This is a genomic window from Kosakonia sp. SOY2, from assembly GCF_027109175.1.
GTDB lineage: Bacteria > Pseudomonadota > Gammaproteobacteria > Enterobacterales > Enterobacteriaceae > Kosakonia.
Genome location: NZ_JAPVXH010000003.1, coordinates 24962 through 45970 on the forward strand (window position 1 = coordinate 24962; position 21009 = coordinate 45970).

Here is a 21009-nt window from a genome sequence, read left to right on the forward strand (position 1 = left end):
ATACTGCGTGTGGCTATATATTAGCCGTTGAAGTATTTAGATTTTGCGGGCGCAATGTGCGTCTGTCAGGGGAGAAAGATGTCTACAATCAACGATGTATCACGTTTAGCTGGGGTGTCGAAAGCCACAGTCTCACGGGTGTTGAGTGGTTCGCGCGGCGTTAAGGAAGCCAGTCGCCTCGCGGTGCTGAAAGCGGTCGAAGAGCTGAATTATCGGCCCAATGTTATCGCGCAGTCATTGCTCAGCCAGTCGACAGGCTGCATCGGTGTTATCTGCGCCCAGGACAATATCAACCAAACCACCGGCTACCTCTACGCGCTGGAAAAGCATTTAAGCCAGAGCCAGAAACATCTGCTGCTGCGCTTCGCCAACACCAAAGCGGAAGTGATGAGCGCGCTGGATGAGCTGACCTGCGGGCTGTGTGACGATGTGCTGATTATCGGCGCGCGTTTTCCGCTCAAAATTGACGACGAAAACGTCATTCTGGTGGATTGCGTTGAGTCTGCCGACGCCACGCCTAACTGTATTCAATTTGATCACGCCTTCGCCGCCGAAACGGCCTGTAACTACCTGATTAGCCAGAGCCGCCGACAAATTGCGCTAATCCACCCGCGCACCGCCGCAGCCGATCAAGTGCTGCACGGCTATAAGCTGGCGCTGGAAAATAATTTCCTGCCGTTTAACCGTAACCTGGTGTTTATGGATGACACTTCGTCCTCTGTTGCGTTGCAGGTGCTGCTCAATAACGCAACTACCCTGAATTTCAACGCGTTGCTGGTGGCGGATGAGCAGGAAGCCCAGCGTGTAATCCCGCAATTGCAGGCGTTTAATAAATCGGTGCCGGGCGACATTATGGTCTTCAGCCTCGCCGGTTCACTGCATTTGCCGGGCATTCCTACTATTCCGGCTATCGAATATTCGATGGACGCGATGGCGGCACGTATTGTCGCCTGGCTAAATGAAAAAACGCAGAGCGTGCTGGGTGCTTACCGGGTGCGCGGGGATTTAATTATTCCCGATGTCAGCAAACGCTAATCGCTATTTTGAAAGCCTCCGGTTGGGGGCTTTTTTATTTCCCGCTTCTAATTTTCGTCCTTAAGTTAAATAAAAAACCGCTTTAAGGTAAATCGCATTTTTACTACAAACAATTCTCTCTCTGTGCTTGTTACTGCCGATAATCCATTAGAACATCGTAAAAACGCGTAATCAAAGTGGGGAGCGGAAGATGAATAGACTGCAGACCATTTCTGTCGCACTGGCACAGAAGATGGATCAGTTGCAAGCGAGAGAGAACATCCAGCTTGCCATCGCTGCCTGCCAGTATGCCTTACACGTTTCGGGCTGGAAGGATGCCAATGTGGATGAAGCGTTCTCAGGGTTGCAACGCAACGGTACCCTGACTGAACCTGAATTGGCGTTCTGCAGAAAGCGCGGCGAGGCACTGGATAACGACTATTTCATTAAGCAAGAAAACGGCGAGACTGATTCTATCATCTCATTTAGCCGCGCCCGGGTAGTATCCGCAATACTGCTTTTGCATGCTGGCGAGTACGCCGAATCTGTATATGAGTCATTGATTTCTTTAGATGATACTGCGCAGTTACTGGCGGTACTCTATGAAAAAGGATAAGTAATGAACAGCTTAAATATTGATTGGGTGCCTGAGTTCGGTACGATCCATACCTGGTTTGCCGCCGATAAACACGGCCGTATTGCCGTGATGGTGAATAACTGTTTTGGCGATCTTCCCAGAGCGTTATTACAAATAACAGATGTTGAATCGCTGCTGGAAAATATGAATGAGTTTATATGGGAAGAGTCGCCCATTTTTGATGCGTACCCAGAGAATAAAAATGGCGCATTTTCCGTGGATTTATTTTCCCATATAAGATTCAGAAGTCACCCTGATAAAGCACATATTACGGAAGAGCTTAAACAGGACTGGCAGCGGTTAGGGTCGCAAAGTGATGTTAATCTGGCTATCAATAAAGGGATGTTTCTTTATTTTGGTGTAGAAGGTTCCAATCCCGGTGAGAATTACCCTGTCGGGTATGAAGGTACGACGCAAATGGGCGATTACTTTCGCTTCTTAGTCCCTACAGTGTTCGCATCGGTTGATGATTTTCCTCAACCGCTTCGCCGGGGTATTGCCGTTTCGACCATTATTGATTTCGAAAAAGACAGGTTACTGGATAATCGTCAAATCAATACCTGGTTTCCCGCCATGTTCGCGAGCCACTAAAATGCGCGGCGACGGTACTATCCCGATGGATGAATCACTCCTGGAATGCGATCTGGACTGGTTTGGCGTTGCGCCGGATGGTTCACTCGCCCATTTAGCTACTGCTGGCGTTGGCCCCGTTCCGGTGGAATTTAGTGGCTCTGTTGCCAACTATGAATTGGTTTTCGACTATTTTGCTTCGCTGCAACCGATGTCAGATATTAAGGTGATTGAGGAAAATCTGGAGACGTTTGCTAATGAGGAGCAGCGCCAGCGCTATCTGGCCTCATTTATTGCCATGTCGCGTAAAGGGTTGTTGAGTTATGATTTTAAAGAGAATGCGTATATATTGGTTGTGCGCCCAATAGTGCCGATGAAATATGACCTTCTGCCTGAAAATATAAAAAACACCCTCCCTTTTATTTAATATATCAATACGTGTGATGGCCTTGCCTATGAAGAAGAATGAAATCTATATTGAAATGCTATCGCTGGCTTTACCCTATATCAGAAATATGCAGTCGCAGGGTGCGGAAATAAAAGCACAGGACACATCCTGTTTTTTTGAGGCGGAATTACTGCATAATCTCATGCCGACACTGCTAATACCCGACGTTGTTGAGCATGACATTTGGTTTTTAAATCACCAGGCGAGGTATTATGTTGTAAACTGCAACGCAGATATTTCTCCGAATTATCATCAGCATCTCAATTCTATTAAGTCTATATTCTCGCTGGTTCCGCCTGAATTGCGGGCAGCGCTACAGTGGCAAGGCCCCTAAGCGAAACCCCGTACACAATGTGCTGTTTCCCCGAGGTTTAGCTCAAGCAGAAAAAATAACCGCTGCCGGGAACGGCTTAAGGCACGCTCTTACATCGCCCGCGCAGCGCGGGTTATCAGCCATTTAGCTAAATCCCACCAATCGTTAGCCATAAGTTTGCTAAGGACGTTTAGCTATAAGCCATACGTTTTCGTTGTTAGACAGGGTGCGGTGCGGCTCTTATCGTTCGTCATTATTTGTAAATTCCACGCAATCATTTGATGAGGGAGCAATTTTGGCCAGCTTCGTGAATAGCTTAAAAACAAAACCCACGCGCTTCACCCTCGCGCTGAAAATCGCGCTACTCAGCAGTGTGGTGGCGTTCTCGTCTGCCTCGTTCGCCGATGAGATCTTGAAAGAAGGTATCACACCGGCGACAGACGCCAGCCAGATCCCGGCGGCGGCGAAGCTGCGCAAAGACACGGTGGTAGCCGGTATTTCGGAGCCGCAGGGGATTTTTAACCCCTACTTCTTCGTCAATGGTTGGGATGAAAACGTCACCAACGTCATCTTCTCGCGCCTGATCGACTGGGATAGCCACGGCAAACTGGTGCCGGGCCTTGCCGAAAGCTGGACGGTTAGCCCGGATAACAAGGTCTACACCATCAAGCTGCGCCCGAACCTGACTTTCAGCGACGGCTCGCCGCTGACCGCCGAAGACGTGGCCTTTACCCTGACGGTGCTTTACGACCCGAAATATGATGGCGACACGGATATCACGCTGGCGAATATCGCGGGCGGCGCGGAATACAAAGCCGGGAAAGCGGACAGCGTCAGCGGTCTTAAAGTGATTGACCCGTTAACGCTACAGGTCACCACCACCCAGCCTGGCGCCACGACGCTGGCGAAAATCGGCGGGCCGGTGCTGTCCAAAGCCTATTACGGCAAGGGCTATCAGCGCGGCAATCTGGATTACCTGCGCACACTGCACGGCAAACCGCTGGGCAACGGGCCGTATGTTTATGAGAAATACATTCCAGGCCAGGAGATACGTTTCCACGCCAACACTCATTTCTACCGTGGTACACCGCCAACGCCGCGCTTTATCTACCGCGTGACCAATCCGTCCACCAATTTCCAGCTGTTCCAGACCGGCGAGACGGACTACGATGCGTTCACCTCGCGCCCGGATGATATTGAACAGCTGAAAATGCTCGGTTTCGCCAATATCAACCTGTACGGCTCCAGCGATTACAGCAAAGTGGAATTCAACGTGCGTCGTCCGGCGTTGCAGGACGTGAAAGTACGCCAGGCGCTGATTTACGGCCTTGATCGCCAGAAGCTGATTGATGTGGTGTATCAGGGGTACGGCAAAGTGGCGATTGAGCCAATTGCGCCGATCTCCTGGGCCTATAACACGGAAGGGGTTAACCCGTACAAATTCGACCCGGCGCAAGCGAAAAAACTGCTGGATGAAGCGGGCTGGAAACCGGGGCCGGACGGCATCCGTGTGAAAGACGGTAAACGTCTGGAACTGACCTTGCTGGTGAGCAAGAAAGTGCTGAACGACGCGCTGATCCCGATTGCCAAAGAGAACTGGCAACAGATTGGCGTGCTGCTGAAACCGCAGGTTGTCGACTTCAACGCCCTGATGGCGCAGCGTAAAGCCGGCAATTATGACCTTGCCTCCTTTAGCACCAGCACGTTAAACGATCCGCATGATGGCGTGTGGGATTACTACAGCACGGAAGCGAAAGAGTCCGGCTATAACAACCCGCAGGTCGATAAGCTGATTAACGAAGGTAACGCGGTGCTGGATGTGGAAAAACGTAAACCGATTTACCACCAGCTCTATAAAGTGCTGGCGGATGATCCGCCGGCGATCCTGCTGGGCAACCGCGAAATTTTGTCGGCCAGCAGCGCCCGTGTCACCGGTTTTAAACCGGATATCTACAACGGCCTGACCGGCAGCCTGCCGGATGTGAAAATCGTTAAGTAACACCATCACAACTGCCGGGGCGTCCCGGCAGTTGCCATGAGAACGCTATGCGAAATTTTATCCTGAGGCGACTGCTGCAAACCGTACCCATGCTGCTGCTCGCTTCGCTGATTATCTTCATGCTGTTTGCCAAAACGCCGGGCGACTTTATCGACGGCAACGTCACGCTGACCGCCGCCCGCGCCGCGGAACTGAAAGCCATTTACGGTCTCGATCAACCGCTGTTCACCCGCTATCTGCACTGGCTCGGCCAGTTGTTACGTGGTGATTTAGGCTTCTCGTTGCAATACCAAATCCCGGTGAGCCAGTTGCTGAACCAGTACATCTGGAACTCGTTCCTGCTGGCAAGCGTGGCGCTGGTGTTTTACTGGGGCATTGGCCTGGCGGTAGGTATCGCCTCGGCGCTGAAACCCAACTCGTTGTTTGATCACCTGGTCAGCGTGGTGGTATTCGCCGCCATGTCTTTTCCGACCTTTTTCCTCTGCCTGCTGCTGATTAAGTGGTTTGCGGTGGATCTGCACTGGCTGCCGGTCGGCGGCATGACCAACACCGGCAGCGACGAAGGCGGCTGGGCGTGGGTGATGCAGGTGGCGGCGCACCTGGTGCTGCCGGTGCTGGCGCTGGTGATGTTGCAGGCGGGCAGCCTGACGCGCTATTTCCGCGCCAGTATGCTTGATGTGGTGAAGATGGATTTTATCCGCACCGCGCGCGCCAAAGGGTTGCGCGAACGGACGGTGATTTTTAAACACGCGCTGCGTAATGCGCTACTGCCCATTATTACCCTGCTCGGGTTTGAACTGCCGGGGCTGTTTTCGGGCGCGATCATCACCGAAAAAGTGTTTAACTGGCCGGGCGCGGGGCATATTCATATCGATTCGCTGGCGGCGCGCGATTACCCGGTGCTGATGGGCTTTACCCTGTTTCTGGCGGTGCTAACCATTCTCGGCAACCTGATTGCCGATGTGCTTTACGCGTGGGCTGATCCGCGTATTCGGGTGAGGTCGTGATGTTCGGTTCGCTTTTTTCAACCAATCGCCGCCTTCGTAAAGCGGAAATCCCGGCGCTGGCGCAGGCCACGCCTTCACCGTGGCGGCAAGCCTGGAAAGCGCTGCGCCATAATCATTTAGCCATGTTGTGCCTGTTTTTGCTGGTGGTGATGACAATCTGGTGCGTGATTGGGCCGCTCTGGTCGCCGTGGAAAAATGACGCCACCGACGCGCTGATGATCAACAAACCACCCGGTGCGGAGCACTGGCTGGGCACCGATTTTCTCGGCCGCGATGTCTATACCCGCCTGCTGCTGGCGGGGCGCATTTCATTGATTATCGGTCTGCTGACCATGCTGCTCTCCGTGGCACTCGGTTATCTGCTGGGCGCGGTTTCGGGCTATGCGGGCGGCTGGACAGACAAACTGATTATGCGGCTGGCGGATCTGGTGATGACCATCCCGAGCTTACCGCTGCTGATTGTCGCCGGTGCGATGCTGTCAGAACTCGATTTCTCCGCAGAATCACGCATCTACATGGTGGTGATCATGCTCAGTTTGCTGGAGTGGCCAAAGCTGGCGCGGCTGGTGCGCGGGCAAATTCTCTCCCTGCGCGAGCGCGATTTTATGCTGGCGACGCAGGTGCTGGGGTTGTCGTCGCGTCGCCGTCTGTTTGGTCACTTATTGCCGAATACCATCCCGATTCTGGTGGTGATGGCGACGATGGCGGTGGCGAACGCCATTCTGATGGAGTCCGCGCTGAGCTACCTCGGGCTTGGCGTGGTGCCGCCCACGCCATCGTGGGGCAACATGATGGACGCCGCCAACAGCCTGATCGATTTTCAGCGCCGCCCGTGGCTGTGGATGCCGCCGGGTATCGCCATTTTTATTACCGTGATTGCGATTAACGTGTTGGGTGACGGCCTGCGTGATGCGCTGGATCCGAAGATGAAACGGAGCGTGAAATGAGCGAACCGCTGGTCACCTTTAATCAATTGTCCCTCTCTTTTGCCGGCGAACAGGGGCGCGTGCGCGCCGTGCAGGACGTGTCGTTCACTATCAACGCCGGGCAAACTATCGGCGTGGTGGGCGAGTCCGGCTGCGGCAAAAGCGTCACCGCCATGTCGCTGATGGGGTTGTTACCACCGCAAGCGGCACGAATCGACAGCGGGCAAATCTTGTTTCAGGGCACCGATCTGCTGCGCCTGAAGCCGTCAAAAATGGCGGATCTGCGCGGCAACCAACTGGCGATGATTTTCCAGGAGCCGATGACCGCGCTTAACCCGGTTCTGACCATTGGCGAGCAGCTTTGCGAACCGTTGATCCGTCATCGCGGTGAAACGCCCAAAGCGGCGTGGGAGCATGCCACGCAGTTAATCACCGAAGTGGGGCTGGCGCGGGCGGAGAGCCTGATGAGCAGCTACCCGCATCAGCTCTCCGGCGGCATGTTGCAACGCATCATGATTGCCATGGCGCTGAGCTGCCAGCCAAAACTGCTGATCGCCGACGAACCGACCACCGCGCTGGATGTTACCGTACAGGCGCAAATCTTGCGGTTGCTGCGCGACCAGGCGCGGGCGCATGAGATGGCGCTGATGCTCATTACCCACGATTTAGGCGTGATCGCGCAAATGGCGGAACATGTGGTGGTGATGTACGCCGGGCGCATCGTTGAACAAGGCCCGACGGCCGATGTGCTGCGTAACCCGCTGCATCCGTACACGAAAGGGCTGATCGCTGCACGTCCCATTCCGGGCGATCGCAGGCGTCGGCTCTACTCCATTCCCGGCCAGGTGCCGGATCTCGCTGCGCTGCCGCCATACTGCGCCTTTTACGATCGCTGCGAGCGGGCGACTGACGCATGCCGGGCGGGGATCCCGCCGCTTATCGGCCAGACGCGGCAAGCCGCGTGTATTCACAGTACGCTTCTGGAGCCAACCGCATGAGCGAGCAATATGTCATTGAAGTGGAAGGGCTGAAAAAGCACTTCCCGTTGCGTGACGGGCTGTTTGGCCAGCAAACCGGAGAGTTACGCGCCGTGGACGGCGTCAGCTTTAAGATTCGCCAGGGGACGATTTTCGGGCTGGTGGGCGAGTCTGGCAGCGGTAAAACCACCGTTGGCCGCACTTTGCTTGGGCTGTACGACAAAACCGCAGGCAGCGTGAAGTATCGCGGCCAGGAGCTGCAGGATCTGAGCGCGAAACAGATGCGCGCGCTGCGCCCGAAAATCCAGCTGGTGTTTCAGGACCCGTACAGTTCGCTGAACCCGCGTATTCGCGTGGGCGATGCTATTGGCGAAGCGATGCTTGAGCATAAGCTGTGCAGCCGGGCGGAGCTGCGCGACAAGGTGCTGGACGTGATGAAGATTTGCGGGCTGGCGCCGCAGCATTACAACCGTTTCCCGCACGAGTTTTCCGGTGGGCAGCGCCAGCGTATTGGCATTGCGCGCGCGTTGATCCTCAACCCGGATTTCATCATCGCCGATGAGCCGATTTCGGCGCTGGATGTCTCCATTCAGGCGCAAATCATTAATCTCTTTGCCGACCTGCGCGACGATCGCGGCGTGACGTTCCTGTTTATCTCCCATGATTTAGGCGTGGTGGAACACCTGTGCGATGACGTCGCGGTGATGTACCTCGGGCAACTGGTGGAAACCGCCAGCCGCGATACGCTGTTTAACCAGCCGCTGCACCCTTACACCCAGGCGCTGCTGGCGGCGGTGCCAACGCTCGACCCGAATAGCGAACCCGTCGCTGTGGTGCAGGGGGAAATTCCCGATCCGTCGCGCCCGCCGTCCGGCTGCCGTTTCTCGTCGCGCTGCCCGCTGGCGACCGCCCAATGCCGCGCTGAAATCCCGGCGCTGCGTGAAGTGGAACCAGGGCATCATGTGGCGTGCCATTTGGTGGAAAGGATTGAGTGACAGCAATCGTGAGGGGTATTATTGAGCACTCTTCGTCAACCTGGCACATGTGATGCAACATCCATTCGACATGATAATAAAGGGGGCGAATCTTCCTGGCCCCCTTTTTACACAGAAATTTTCCCGCTATTTCTTTTTTGATAACGACATCTGTACATCAGATTGGTTGATAACGGCAACGCAGCAAATTATTCGTGCCTGCTTTGGCGAGACGGGTTGCGCGCATGTTTTCGCCAGCACCAGCTATACGTATTTAGGCGTAATAGATTCTCGCGAAGACTGGCTGGTGAACATCGCCGGGTTGTGCAAACAGATGCATGATAGCCGCGAATATGGCGGCTTTATCATCGTGGATGCGCAGAAGCAGTGGGCACTATTTCAAAATACCCCTGTCGAAAACGGCGTACTGGGGATTAACAGTGATAAGGACTTATCGGCGCTGAATGACACGATTTATGACATCTTTGTCGATTGCGAGATCATCAAAGGTTGGCTAAATGGGAGCGGTCAGCGAGAGAGAAGTTTAGTCGAGAGTATTGGCTTTGATTATTTAACCGCATTACTAAAATATTACGATAAATAACTCTCTGCCCGGCGATAACTATTTTTATTTTCTCCTGGCAAGCGAAACGGTAATTTCACAGGCAATGTTTTGTGACCCCAAATAACCGTTTCGCTGACATTAAGAATTACTGCCTATTTTATTTTTCTGCTCTGGTCTGTTCTATGCTTATCAGTTCTGTCTGAACCTTATAAGGACCAGGATATATGAGAGCACTGACTTATCACGGCGCGCATAAAGTTAGCGTTGATAACCGCCCCGACCCGGTTATCGAATCTTCAGACGATATTATTCTTCGCGTTACCGCAACGGCAATTTGCGGCTCGGATCTGCATCTTTATCACGGGAAAATACCGGGCACCAATCACGGCGATATATTCGGTCATGAATTTATGGGTGAAGTGGTGGAAACAGGGCCGGGTGTTCATGCCGTCAGTAAAGGCGACCGGGTGGTGATCCCTTTTGTCATTGCCTGCGGGGAGTGTTTCTTCTGTAAACTTCACCAGTACTCGGCTTGTGAGCAAACCAATTCCGGCAAAGGCGCGGCGCTGAACCGCAAAGGCATCACGCCGCCTGCGGCGCTGTTTGGTTACAGCGATTTGTACGGCGGTATTCCCGGCGGCCAGGCCGAATATGTGCGCGTGCCGAAAGCGAACACCGGGCCATTTAAAGTGCCGGACACCCTGACCGATGAGAAAGTGCTGTTTCTCTCCGATATTCTGCCTACCGCCTGGCAGGCGGTGAAAAATGCCGAGGTGAAACCCGGCTCCAGCGTGGCGATTTACGGTGCCGGGCCGGTCGGTTTACTGACGGCGGCCTGTGCGCGTCTGGAGGGGGCCGAACAGATCTTTATGATTGATGACAGCGATTACCGGCTGGCTTTTGCCCGCGATCGCTATGGCGTAATACCGATTAACTTCGATAAAAATGACGATCCCGCGGCCTGGATTATTGAAAACACGGCGGGTCACCGTGGTGTGGACGCCGTTATCGATGCCGTGGGATTCGAAGCCAAAGGCAGCACTACCGAAACGGTGCTCAGTACGCTGAAAATCGAAGGCAGTAGCGGGAAAGTGCTCCGTCAGGCGATCGCCGCTACGCGCCGCGGCGGGATTGTCAGCGTGCCCGGCGTGTATGCCGGTTTTATCCACGCGTTTATGTTTGGCGATGCCTTCGACAAAGGGCTGACATTCAAGATGGGCCAGACGCATGTGCATGCGTATCTGCCGGATTTGCTACCGCTGATTGAGTCTGGTCATTTGAAACCGGAAGAAATCGTCACACACCATCTGCCGCTGGAAGAGGCCGCTCGCGGCTATGAGATCTTCGATAAACATGCCGAAGATTGCCGCAAAGTGATCCTCGTGCCGGGCCTGAATGCAGAAAAAGCGACGATTTAACCTGTCGCTTTTTCGCTAACACCGGCGGGAAGTAGTGTGACGTGCCATGCCTCTCCCGGCGGGGAGAGGCATGCCGTAGCGCAGGTGCTTAAATAAAGGTGAAAATCTCGTCGCGCGGCAGACGTGATTTTGGCAGCGCGGCGTTGAAATCGCTGTCGCTGCGAACACCGAGTGACACCAGCACCACGCTGGTCAGCCCTTTTTCACGCAGGCCGAGGGCAAGATCCAGTTCGCGCTGGTCGAACCCTTCCATTGGCGTGGCGTCAATACCCAGCATCGCCGCACCGAGCAGCAGGCCGCCCAGCGCCAGATAAACCTGTTTTTCCATCCACTGCGGCAGATCGCGCTGCTCATAACGGTGAATCGCTACGTACGAACGGCGGCCCTTATCCTGACCCGCTTTTGCCGCTTCGTCTTTAAAGCGACCATCTTTCTGCTCCTGCTCCAGCACATTTTGCAGGTGCTGCTCATCAAGATCGCTGCGGATGCACAAGGCAATAACGTGAGACGCATTGACGATTTTCGGCTCGTTATAGACGAACGCCGCGGTGGCGGATTTTGCCATTGCCGCGCGGCCTTCCGGCGTGGAGGCGACAACAAAGTGCCACGGTTGTGAGTTCACCGAAGAGGGGCTGTTTCGCAGCACGTTGAGCAAGGTATCGATTTTATCCTGCGGCAGCGTTTTGCCAGGTTCAAAGGCTTTCACGGTATGGCGGGCAATTACCGCATCATCAAGTGTCATTGTCGTTCTCCTGCGCAATAGATGAAAAATTCGGGGCGGACCGTCCCGTAGAGTGTGACGAGAATAAACAGAAAGCGACACAAGATAAATCGGTGTAAAAAGGCAGCACTTTCACTCACCGAGTGAAAATGGAGTTTGCCAGGGCGATGTTTTCTGGCAAAACAGAGGAGCCACTCGCCTGTTATTAATCCTGCGGAGAAACCATGATTCGGCTGGAAGATGTCACGCTGTTCGTCCGTTCAGCGCTACTGGGAAGTTTTTCAAACGCGGCGCGCGAAGCCGGGCTGTTGCCAGGCCAGGTGAGCGCGGCGGTACACCGGCTGGAGCGCGATCTGGATAAACGGCTGTTTGTACGATCCACACGCAGTTTGCGCCTTACCGCCGAAGGGGAAAAATATCTCCCTTTCGCCCAGGAGATGCTGGCTGTCGTCGCCGCCGGTGCGGAGAGTTTGCACAGCGGCGATAAAGAGATTCAGGGTGAACTGCGCGTGGCGGTGCCTTCCGATATTGGCCGCAATGTGCTGCTACCGCTGATTACGCGCTTTTGCGAGCAGCACCCCAAAGTGTCGCTGCGGCTTTCGCTTTCCGATCAAATCAGCGATGTCTTTCGCGATCCGGTCGATATCGCCATTCGTTACGGCGTGCTGGATAACAACAGTTATGTCGCCTTGCCGCTGGCGGAAGATAACCGTCGTGTGCTGGCGGCGTCACCGGCTTACCTGGCGCAGCACGGACGCCCGCACACCCTTGATGACGTGGTTAATCACCACTGTTTACTCTTCACCATGAACAGCCAGGTGTATGACAAATGGAGCTTTCCGGAAAACGGCATGCGCCGCCAGTTGATCGTCAAAAGCCGGATGCTGTGCGACGACGCCGATGTTGCCCGGCGTTGGGCGCTGGAAGGTATGGGCATTATTTATAAATCGTGGATCGATATCAGCGCCGATGTGCTGGCAGGCCGGCTGGAAGTATTGTTGCCGCAGCATCCCGGCGAACCCACGCCGCTGAACCTGATTTGCCCGCATCGCAAACAGTTTTCCCCGGCAATTCGCCATTTGCATAGCGTGCTGCGTGAACATCTGCGGCCGATCACCGCGTTGCTGCAAACTCACCCGGCCTTTAAACCGCACGGATGACCAAAAAATGTACGCTACTGCGCGCCAGGATTAACCTCTTTGCACAGGATATTACGCACTCTTACGGAGGTATCAGCACATGGCTTTACGTTCACTGGGCACAACAGGGTTACAGATCCCGACACTGGTTTTCGGCGGCAACGTTTTTGGCTGGACGGTCGATGAAAAGCAGAGCTTCAGCTTGCTGGATGCGCTGCTGGAAAGGGGTTTTACCGCTATCGACACCGCCGATGTTTACTCGCGCTGGGCACCGGGCAATAAAGGCGGCGAATCGGAAACCATAATTGGCAACTGGCTGGCGGCGCATCCTGGCACGCGCGACAAAGTCACGCTCTTTACCAAAGTCGGCGCCGATATGGGCGAAGCGGGTAAAAAAGGCCTTTCCGCGCGCTGGATCACGCAGGCAGTGGAAGATTCATTACGCCGTCTGCAAACGGACTATATCGATCTCTACTTTTCTCACTGGCCGGACAGCGAAACCGCCTATGACGAAACACTCGGCGCGTATGAAAAACTGCTGAAAGCCGGGAAAATCCGCGCCATTGGCGCATCCAACCTGAATGCTGAGCAACTGAGCGAATCGCTAAAAGTGGCAGACGCCAACGGCCTGCCGCGCTACCAGGTGTTGCAGCCGGAATACAATCTTTATGACCGTTCCAGCTTTGAAGGCGCATTGCAGGATTTAACGATACGGGAAAACATTGGCGTGGTGACTTATTACAGCCTCGCGTCCGGTTTCTTGTCCGGTAAATACCGCAGCGAAAAAGATTTGAGCCAAAGCCAGCGCGGCCAGGGCATTGCCAAATATCTGAACCCGCGTGGTTTCGCCATTGTTGAGGCGCTGGAAAGCGTGGCGGCCAGCCATAACGTGAAACCCGCCGAAGTGGCGCTGGCGTGGCTGATTCAGCAACCGGGTGTTACCGCGCCGATTGCCAGTGCCACCAAACTGGCGCATATCGACAGCTTTGTCACCGCCGTGTCGTTAAACCTCTCTACTGATGAAGTCGCCGCGCTGAATAAAGCGGGTGCCTGATCCCATTGCCCGGCGGCGCCTGCTGCCGGGCTGTATAACCTTGCGCAGTTGCGCGATAACCGCGCGCCATCCCAGACTCGCATACTTTTTAAAAAACAACGCAAAGCAAACCGCTTACTGGCGGCGCGAGCGGCACGAAGGTGTTGCGTTTTTGCAAACGCCGGATCTTAGCCCTGAACCCTCATGTTTCTCATCGAACCGGCGTCGATCACGCGGATACCTGCGCCATGAACGCAGCGGTAACGCCCAAAAAACACCTGAGTGACACGCCCTGTCAGGGCGATCATTTATCTTTCCCTGAGCGAAATCATGGCATTGTGTAATTGTTGCGCTTTGGGCAGAAATTTCATTTTAGTTTTTCGCGTTCCTGCCGTTAACCACTATGAAAAAACAAGGTTTTACCTGAATAACAGGGCCGTGGCGCGAAGGTCAGGCCGTAACCGTTAACGTCTTCTGAGACTTTGTATTCCGGAACCCGTCACAATGAAGGAAAGTCACGACAGAAAACACGACCCGTTGATTGAGCGGCTGTGCGAGATCTTCGCGGCGTTGTATCAGGGAAAGATCATCGATAAGGCGTGGTTGTGCGAAAAATTCGGTATTACTGAACGTACGGCTTATCGCGATCTGGCTCGGCTAGGGCATATTCTCGATCAGGTTTCGCCGGGGCGGTATAAACTCAGTGTCCATCTTCTTCCTGCCTTACATAACGGCCATTTGGCGGAGTTCGCCGATTTTACCGGCGTAGCGCACCTTTTTCCGCGTAATGACGGTCAGTCACTGCGCAACAGTATGCAGCACCGCGGCAATATTACCTTTCACGCGCCGAGTAGCCGGGAGAACCGGCAAATCGAAGATCTGCTTAATCAGCTTAATCACGCGATTACCGGCCATTGCGAAGTGGAATATCTCTATCGCGATAAACCCCGGTGCGCACAGCCCTATCGGCTGATTAACCAGTACGGCCTCTGGTATCTGGCGGCGGTGGAAAACGGGCGGCTGAAAGCGTTTGAAGTGGCGCGAATCGAAAACCTGAAAAGCACGACGCTTAATTTTGAACCCCACGCCGAGGTGCTGGCGGAGCTGGAAAACAGCGTCGGCATTCGCTTTGGTTCAAGGGTTGAAGCACTGCTGCGCGTTTCAGCCCACGCCGCCGAATATGTCACCCGTCGGGCGCTGTTTCCGGCACAACGCATTGTTGAACAGCATGATGACGGCAGCTTGACGCTTGCCACCGCCATCACCGATCCGCACACGCTGTTTCGCTGGTTGCGCTACTGGCTGCCGGATATTGGCATTCTTTCTCCGGCGTCGCTGCGCGAACAGTTCGAGCAGGATCTGCACCTGCGCTACGCCCACGGCGTGGCGCAGAGATAGCGTCCGCGTTTATCGCTCTTACTGGCTGGCACCTTACGATGTTGGGCCAGTAATCACGGGCCACGCCGCGAATACGCCACTAAGCGGCGGTTGTTCAGGTGCTCAACCGTGATACTGCTCGTCGGTAACATGCTCAAGCCAGGTAACCGGGCTGCCATTGAGTGATTCGGCAATGGCGATATGGGTCATTGCGTTTGTGGCTGTTGCGCCGTGCCAGTGCTTCACATTTTCCGGGATCCAGACGATATCGCCCTGGTTCATCTCCTGGACGGCTTCGCCTTCGCACTGAATCCACCCTTTACCGTGGGTAATAATCAGCGTTTGGCCCAGCGGATGGGTGTGCCACGCGGTACGAGCGCCGGGCTCAAACGTCACCGTCGCACCGCCAACGCGTGCGGGTTCATCGGCTTTAAATGGCGCGTCGATACGTACGCGGCCGGTGAAATAGTCCTGCGGCCCTTGCGCAGAGGGAACCGATGCACTGCGGATGATTTTCATGCTGCTCTCCCGTGTTTGAATACGTTTTAAAGCGTAGCTGGCAGGTGAGAAACCGTTGCAGGCAGACAGCGCCCGTGCCACCAAAACCGCGACTGACACCGGTAATCAGCAAGGTTTTCTGTGCCATATCCGCTCCGCCAGGAAAAGTGACCGGGCGATGATAATCCTCACCGACTACCGGCACTATTGGAATAAATCGGCATGAGCCTATGAGTAACGCTCATCAATGGCGGCGCAGCGCCATGACGGCGCTGGCAAGGGTAAACAGCGCCATGATCCACGCCATCGTCCACGGCGTTCCGTCGCGAAACCACGTCAGCAGCAGCGACGAGATAATACCGCTGCCATATTGCAGCGAGCCAATCAACGCCGAGGCGGAACCGGCGATAGAGGGAACAGCGTCGAGCGCGGCGGCGGTTGAGGTGGCGGCGATGATGCCGTTCATCGAGAAGAACAGGAACACCGGAATGATCACCGCAGCAATACCGCCGAACTGCAACTTCACCGCCAGCGCCAGAGTCACCATTGCCAGCGCGGCAATGGTAACGGCAATTTTCAGTAATTTATCCAGCGGATGGCGTTGTACCAGCCGCCGGTTCAGAAAGCTCACCCCCATTAAGCCGACAATATTGATGGCAAACAGCCAGCCGTAATATTGCGGATCAATACCGTAATAGCGGATGTAAACGAATGGCGAACCGGTAATAAAGGCATAGGCAGAGACGTAGAAAAAAGTCACACACAGCGTGTAACGCATAAACGCGCGGTTACGCAGCAGCGCGAAGTAGTTACGAAACGCGCCAGACAGCGAGGCTTTGGTGCGCTTTTCAGCAGGTAAGGTTTCCGGCAGGAAATAGAGCGAAAGAAACATCAGCGCGCCAATCCCCGCCAGCAACCAAAAAATGGCATGCCAGCTGGTGATTTGAATGATCTGCCCGCCTGCCAGCGGCCCAACGATTGGCGCAATCGCCATGATGATGGTTAACGTTGAGAGCATTTGTGCCGCGCGGGTGCGGGCAAACAGATCGCGGATCATCGCCCGCGCCAGCATTGGGCCGGTACAGGCACCGAAAGCCTGAAACACGCGCCAGAACACCATCTGATGGATTTCTGTGGCGAGCGCGCAGCCGGCAGAACCGATGACAAACAACAACATGCCAATAAACAGCGGCGTGCGGCGGCCGATCGCGTCACTGACCGGACCCCAAACCAGCTGCGCCAGTGCGAAGCCGACCAAAAAACCGGTGATGGTCAGTTCGATATCACCCCGGAGCGCTTTCGCCATCTGGGGCATCGCGGGTAGGTAAATGTCCGTCGACAGGGAGGTAAAGGCCATCAGCGCGCTGAGGATCGCGAGAAATAGCGGCCCGTGGAGCTTGTTGTTCATAAGATCCTGATTAAGTCATGAAGGGAACGCCGGCAAAGGCGGAACGGTATCTTAATCAGTGCGGCACAAATGATAACGCCATTAAATCATAATGACGTTATGAGCCAGATTCATGAATGGCGCTCGCTGACCGTCATGGTGAAAATAACGGGCTGGCTGCTTTCATTAGCATAGTGGTGTGCGGTGTCGGTTTGCGCCACGGCGGAACAACCTTCGCCAATAATAAGCGCCGTTTGCCCAACCTGAATGTGCAGCGTGCCGCGCTCAACATGCAGAAGCTCAACGGTACCGGAAGGGTGGCCTGGCGAGGCGAACCGTTCGCCGGGGAACATCTCCCAGCGCCACATCTCCAGCATATCCGGCCCGCTGGTGCCTGCCAGCAACCGCGCAGTGCCGCCATTTTCACCCTGCCACAATGTGGGGATCTCATCTTTTGCTATCAGGTGCGCGGTCGGTTTACTGGCGACATCGACAATATCCGCCACGGAAATGCCCATCGCGGCGGCGATTTTACACAGCAGGGCGATGCTCGGGTTAGCGAGACATTTTTCGATCTCAACCAGCATGCCTTTGCTGACACCCGCGCGGCGTGAAAGCTCATCCAGCGAAAGTTTTTGTTGCTTACGAAACGCTTTAATACGCGTTGCCACCGCTTCACTGACGCGATGAACATCGGCGCCGGAATCGGTCGTTTTATTGACTTTTTTGGTCATAGGTCGATACTTTGAAATAAAATGGTCACTAAAAAGGATTATCCGATGCTTTCCGTTCAGCCGTCAATCGATGCTCGTCTTGCCGTCATCGCTCCTAGTTTTCGCGCGCTTAGCGTTTATGTTGATGCCGCGCCGCTACTGAACCCGCAAGTGGGCGAAGCGGCACTGGCAAGTGCGTGTGAATTTGTCGAGGCGGGCGGCCCGATCTGGGCGGAGGCGCATCTGACGGCATGGGATGAGGTCTTTAAGCGCTTTGGCGCGAAGCCAAAACGCACGCCCTGTTCGGCGCTGGCGCTGCGAAAACGCGTGCAGCGCGACGGCGTGGTACCTGCAATTGACCCGGTGGTGGATCTCTATAATGCCATCAGCCTGCGCTACGCTATTCCGGTCGGTGGCGAGAACATTGCGGCTTATCACGGCGCGCCGCGTCTGACGCTTGCGGACGGTACGGAGCTGTTCGACGTGATGAAAGAGGGCGAGCTGGCGCACGAGTCACCGGAGCCGGGGGAAGTTATCTGGCGCGATGACACGGGCGTAACGTGCCGCCGCTGGAACTGGCGGCAGGGCGTGCGCACCCGCCTGAGCGCTGCCGACAGCCAGATGTGGTTTATCCTCGAAAGCCTGCCGGAAATGCCGCTGGACGCATTATGTGAGGCAGGCGACGAACTGATCGCCGGATTGCAACGTATGATGCCGGGCTGTCGTGTTGAAAAAACCAGGCTCGGGTTTGATCTCTGAAGGGGGAAGAATGGATTTCACAGGATTGAGCGCATTTCCGCTGTCGCCGCTGCGCGACGAACGGCTGGATGAAGCGGCTTATGTGAAGCTGATTGAACGGCTGCGTGTCGCCGGAGTCGATTCGATTGGCGCACTGGGTTCGACGGGGTGCTACCCCTATTTCAGCCGTACGGAGCGGGCCAATGCGCTGCGCCTGGCGACGGAACACTCCGGCGCGATTCCGGTGATTGCCGGGATTGGCGCGTTGCGCACGCGCGATGTGCTGTGGCTGGCGGAAGACGCGCAGAAAGCGGGCGTTAGCGCCGTGCTGCTGGCACCGGTCTCCTACCACGCGTTAACCGAAGAGGAAGTGTTCAGCCTGTTTGCCGCCGTCACGCGCGAACTCTCCGTGCCGCTCTGCGTGTACGATAATCCCGGCACCACCCATTTCACCTTTAGCGACGAGCTGCTGCTTCGTATTGCGCAGTTGCCCAACATTGGCTCAATCAAAATCCCCCCGATTTCCGCACCCGAGCGGGCTGCGCGCCTGCGCCCGCAAATTCCGCAGAGCATTACGTTGGGTATCAGCGGTGATGCCGTCGCGGTTGACGGTCTTAGCGCCGGATGCGGTGTCTGGTATTCGGTGCTGGGCGGCCTGTTCCCGCAAGCGGCGCTGGCCATTTCCCGCGCGGCGCAGGCCGGTGATTTAACGCAGGCGCGTGCGAACTCTGATGCGCTGCAACCCTTGTGGGATCTCTTTAAACGCTATGGCGGCAGCTTGCGGGTGATGGCTACCGCGGCAGAACTGCTGGGCTTAGCGGGTGCATCGTGTTTGCCTGCACCATTGCGGACGCTCACCGGCGATGCACGCCGCGAGGTGGCGGAAGTGATCGAGCAACTACGGTTAGCCTGATGATTACTCTTTGAACGTTACTTTTTGGTTTGTTGCATGGGGTATTTTGTATATCCCATTGGTTAACCTGGAGATTACGCCCCCAGCCGTTTCGCCACAAAGCGGGAAATCGCCGGGCCGGTTATCAGCACCAGGATAAACCGCCCGGTCTGCATCGCCATCACAAACGAGATATCCACCTGGCTTGACGAGGCGATAATCGCCACCGTATCCGCCCCGCCGGGGCTGGTGGCGAGGTAGGCGGTGAGCGGATCGATCCCCGCGAACTGCACCAGTAACCAGGCAAAACCGCAGCACACCGCGACAAGCGTCAGCACCGACAGCAGCACACGCGGCAGCGCGCGGGCGGCATAGCAGACAATCTCTCGCGTAAAACGCAAACCGATACTCCAGCCAATCAGCGCGTAAGAGAGCGCCAGCAACCACGGCGGTAACTCAAGCGTCAGCAAACCGCTATCTTCAACCATTATCCCCAGCGCTAACGTTATCAACATTGGCCCGGAGGGAATTTTGACGCAGCGGGCAATCAGATAACCAACCGCAATCACCAGTAATGTTGCGGCAAACGGCAGCCAGCGCACCGGGGCAAACAGGGTAAAGGCGGCGACTGCGTGATCCGCGCCCTGTGTCCCCATCCACATGCGTGTCACCAGCACCGCGACCAGCGCCACGATCATCACCCGCAGATACTGCATAAACGCCACCAGGCGGACATCCGCGCCAAAGCTCTCGGCCATAATCGTCATGGCCGCCGCCGCGCCTGGCGACGATCCCCAAATCGCTGTTGAACCCGGGAAAACCTGCAATTTCGCCATGATCCAGCCAAGAATGGCGCTGGCGAAAATAACGGAGAAAATACAGCTAATAAACAGTGGCCAGTCGGCGGCGATGCGGCCAAACACGGATGGCGGGATCGCATGCGCAATCATCGCACCGACCACCGCTTGCGCGGCGGCGAAGCATTTTTTACTGACGGTAACGGGCCGGTTAAAGATGGCGAGAAGAATGCCGGAAAACATCGGGCCCAGCAGAAGCGCGGCGGGCAGATGGATCAGTTCCATCAGAGCAACGAAGAGCAATGAAAGGACGATAAGCTGTAACCAGTTGCGAAACCAGGGCGCGTGAGTCGCCATCAGCGGCACTCCCTGCACGCCACAGCAGCGGCGGTAAGATCAATCAACGGCATAACGCTTCCCGAAAATAACATGTTGAAAAGCAAGGTACGGTCTTTGAATGTAAGGGTTCTTTATCAACCCTGCAAACATGTCAGTACAAAAACCATTTTTTATTTATGGTTACTACCAGTGAATTTATGATTTTCAGCCACGCTGCGTCGATATACAGTCTAAAATGATTACCAGACAAAACGGAAATTCAGACACTTTTTAAAGTACTGCTAAATGTGCCTTTTTTAGCAGGCTGATATTTATCGATTATGAGAATATATTATATTTTACCAAAATACCGATACGTTTAAATATTAATTTAAAGGTATAGACTTTACTGCTATTGCGCATTTTTATGAAAATTCCTAAACTGTTACAAACAGCCTTGCGTTATCCATCCTGAGTAGCTAATTTTTTATTATTCTCTGCCATAGAAATATTTCACAAGTAGTCATTTGATTTACTTGGTTTTTTTT

General features: G+C 55.0%; 22 protein-coding genes. 17 read left to right on the top strand and 5 right to left on the bottom strand.

Translation table 11 applies throughout. From position 1 onward, the window contains the following. Positions 1–78: 78 nt before the first annotated feature. The 12 genes from O3S68_RS17005 to O3S68_RS17060 all read left to right on the top strand — a co-directional run bounded on the left by O3S68_RS17005 (position 79) and on the right by O3S68_RS17060 (position 10848). Positions 79–1035, top strand: a complete 957-nt coding sequence (locus tag O3S68_RS17005; RefSeq protein ID WP_020455794.1) for a LacI family DNA-binding transcriptional regulator — start codon at positions 79–81, stop codon at positions 1033–1035. Positions 1036–1225: 190 nt separating this feature from the next. Next, positions 1226–1630 (top strand): hypothetical protein, encoded by a 405-nt coding sequence (locus O3S68_RS17010; protein ID WP_269232046.1) that lies wholly within the window; start codon positions 1226–1228, stop codon positions 1628–1630. A 3-nt stretch (positions 1631–1633) separates the two neighbouring features. After that, positions 1634–2242: a hypothetical protein gene (locus tag O3S68_RS17015; RefSeq protein WP_269232047.1), complete on the top strand. Its 609-nt coding sequence runs from the start codon at positions 1634–1636 to the stop codon at positions 2240–2242. Positions 2243–2267: 25 nt separating this feature from the next. Beyond that, entirely contained in the window at positions 2268–2648 is a 381-nt protein-coding gene (locus O3S68_RS17020) for a hypothetical protein (RefSeq protein WP_269232048.1), read from the top strand. 28 nt (positions 2649–2676) lie between these two features. Then, the gene (locus O3S68_RS17025; protein ID WP_269232049.1) at positions 2677–3003 is read left to right on the top strand and encodes a zinc ABC transporter substrate-binding protein; all 327 of its coding nucleotides are present in this window, start codon (positions 2677–2679) and stop codon (positions 3001–3003) included. Positions 3004–3277: 274 nt separating this feature from the next. Beyond that, the gene (locus O3S68_RS17030) at positions 3278–4981 is read left to right on the top strand and encodes an ABC transporter substrate-binding protein (protein ID WP_097407278.1); all 1704 of its coding nucleotides are present in this window, start codon (positions 3278–3280) and stop codon (positions 4979–4981) included. 47 nt (positions 4982–5028) lie between these two features. Beyond that, positions 5029–5988: an ABC transporter permease gene (locus tag O3S68_RS17035; protein WP_097399778.1), complete on the top strand. Its 960-nt coding sequence runs from the start codon at positions 5029–5031 to the stop codon at positions 5986–5988. Then, the gene (opp4C, locus tag O3S68_RS17040; RefSeq protein ID WP_065369687.1) at positions 5988–6935 is read left to right on the top strand and encodes an oligopeptide ABC transporter permease; all 948 of its coding nucleotides are present in this window, start codon (positions 5988–5990) and stop codon (positions 6933–6935) included. The genes O3S68_RS17035 and opp4C overlap by 1 nt, the downstream gene beginning before the upstream one ends. Then, a complete protein-coding gene (locus tag O3S68_RS17045; protein WP_269232050.1) occupies positions 6932–7912 on the top strand; it encodes an ABC transporter ATP-binding protein in 981 nt (326 codons plus the stop codon). Before opp4C ends, O3S68_RS17045 begins: the two co-directional genes overlap by 4 nt. After that, a complete protein-coding gene (locus O3S68_RS17050) occupies positions 7909–8886 on the top strand; it encodes an ABC transporter ATP-binding protein (protein WP_045507426.1) in 978 nt (325 codons plus the stop codon). Before O3S68_RS17045 ends, O3S68_RS17050 begins: the two co-directional genes overlap by 4 nt. 52 nt (positions 8887–8938) lie before the next feature. Then, positions 8939–9469: a hypothetical protein gene (locus O3S68_RS17055; protein WP_045507429.1), complete on the top strand. Its 531-nt coding sequence runs from the start codon at positions 8939–8941 to the stop codon at positions 9467–9469. Positions 9470–9654: 185 nt separating this feature from the next. Next, positions 9655–10848 carry a zinc-dependent alcohol dehydrogenase gene (locus O3S68_RS17060; RefSeq protein WP_020455784.1) on the top strand — a complete coding sequence of 398 codons (1194 nt, stop codon included), beginning with the start codon at positions 9655–9657 and terminating at the stop codon, positions 10846–10848. Between the two features lie 88 nt (positions 10849–10936). On the opposite strand, the gene nfsB is transcribed toward O3S68_RS17060, so the two are convergent. After that, complete coding sequence (gene nfsB, locus O3S68_RS17065) at positions 10937–11590, bottom strand: oxygen-insensitive NAD(P)H nitroreductase (protein WP_020455783.1); 654 nt, start codon at positions 11588–11590, stop codon at positions 10937–10939. A 203-nt stretch (positions 11591–11793) separates the two neighbouring features. Between nfsB and O3S68_RS17070 the strand changes: the two genes are divergently transcribed. The 3 genes from O3S68_RS17070 to O3S68_RS17080 all read left to right on the top strand — a co-directional run bounded on the left by O3S68_RS17070 (position 11794) and on the right by O3S68_RS17080 (position 15139). Next, positions 11794–12729 (top strand): LysR family transcriptional regulator, encoded by a 936-nt coding sequence (locus tag O3S68_RS17070; protein WP_269232051.1) that lies wholly within the window; start codon positions 11794–11796, stop codon positions 12727–12729. 79 nt (positions 12730–12808) lie between these two features. Then, positions 12809–13762 carry an aldo/keto reductase gene (locus tag O3S68_RS17075; protein ID WP_269232052.1) on the top strand — a complete coding sequence of 318 codons (954 nt, stop codon included), beginning with the start codon at positions 12809–12811 and terminating at the stop codon, positions 13760–13762. Positions 13763–14245: 483 nt separating this feature from the next. Further along, positions 14246–15139 (top strand): WYL domain-containing protein, encoded by an 894-nt coding sequence (locus O3S68_RS17080; protein ID WP_020455779.1) that lies wholly within the window; start codon positions 14246–14248, stop codon positions 15137–15139. A 102-nt stretch (positions 15140–15241) separates the two neighbouring features. On the opposite strand, the gene O3S68_RS17085 is transcribed toward O3S68_RS17080, so the two are convergent. The 3 genes from O3S68_RS17085 to O3S68_RS17095 form a co-directional block, all read right to left on the bottom strand. Continuing rightward, positions 15242–15637 (bottom strand): (R)-mandelonitrile lyase, encoded by a 396-nt coding sequence (locus O3S68_RS17085; protein WP_086872338.1) that lies wholly within the window; start codon positions 15635–15637, stop codon positions 15242–15244. 223 nt (positions 15638–15860) lie between these two features. Beyond that, positions 15861–17024, bottom strand: coding sequence for a multidrug effflux MFS transporter (locus O3S68_RS17090; protein WP_269232053.1), 1164 nt, complete (start codon positions 17022–17024; stop codon positions 15861–15863). A 110-nt stretch (positions 17025–17134) separates the two neighbouring features. Next, a complete protein-coding gene (locus O3S68_RS17095) occupies positions 17135–17737 on the bottom strand; it encodes a helix-turn-helix transcriptional regulator (protein ID WP_269232054.1) in 603 nt (200 codons plus the stop codon). 45 nt (positions 17738–17782) lie between these two features. On the opposite strand from O3S68_RS17095, the gene O3S68_RS17100 reads away from it, so the two are divergent. Further along, positions 17783–18475, top strand: coding sequence for a B3/B4 domain-containing protein (locus tag O3S68_RS17100; protein WP_269232055.1), 693 nt, complete (start codon positions 17783–17785; stop codon positions 18473–18475). A gap of 10 nt (positions 18476–18485) precedes the next feature. Further along, positions 18486–19367 carry a dihydrodipicolinate synthase family protein gene (locus tag O3S68_RS17105; protein WP_269232056.1) on the top strand — a complete coding sequence of 294 codons (882 nt, stop codon included), beginning with the start codon at positions 18486–18488 and terminating at the stop codon, positions 19365–19367. Between the two features lie 74 nt (positions 19368–19441). On the opposite strand, the gene O3S68_RS17110 is transcribed toward O3S68_RS17105, so the two are convergent. Then, complete coding sequence (locus tag O3S68_RS17110; RefSeq protein WP_269232057.1) at positions 19442–20500, bottom strand: AbrB family transcriptional regulator; 1059 nt, start codon at positions 20498–20500, stop codon at positions 19442–19444. Between the last annotated feature and the right edge of the window lie 509 nt (positions 20501–21009).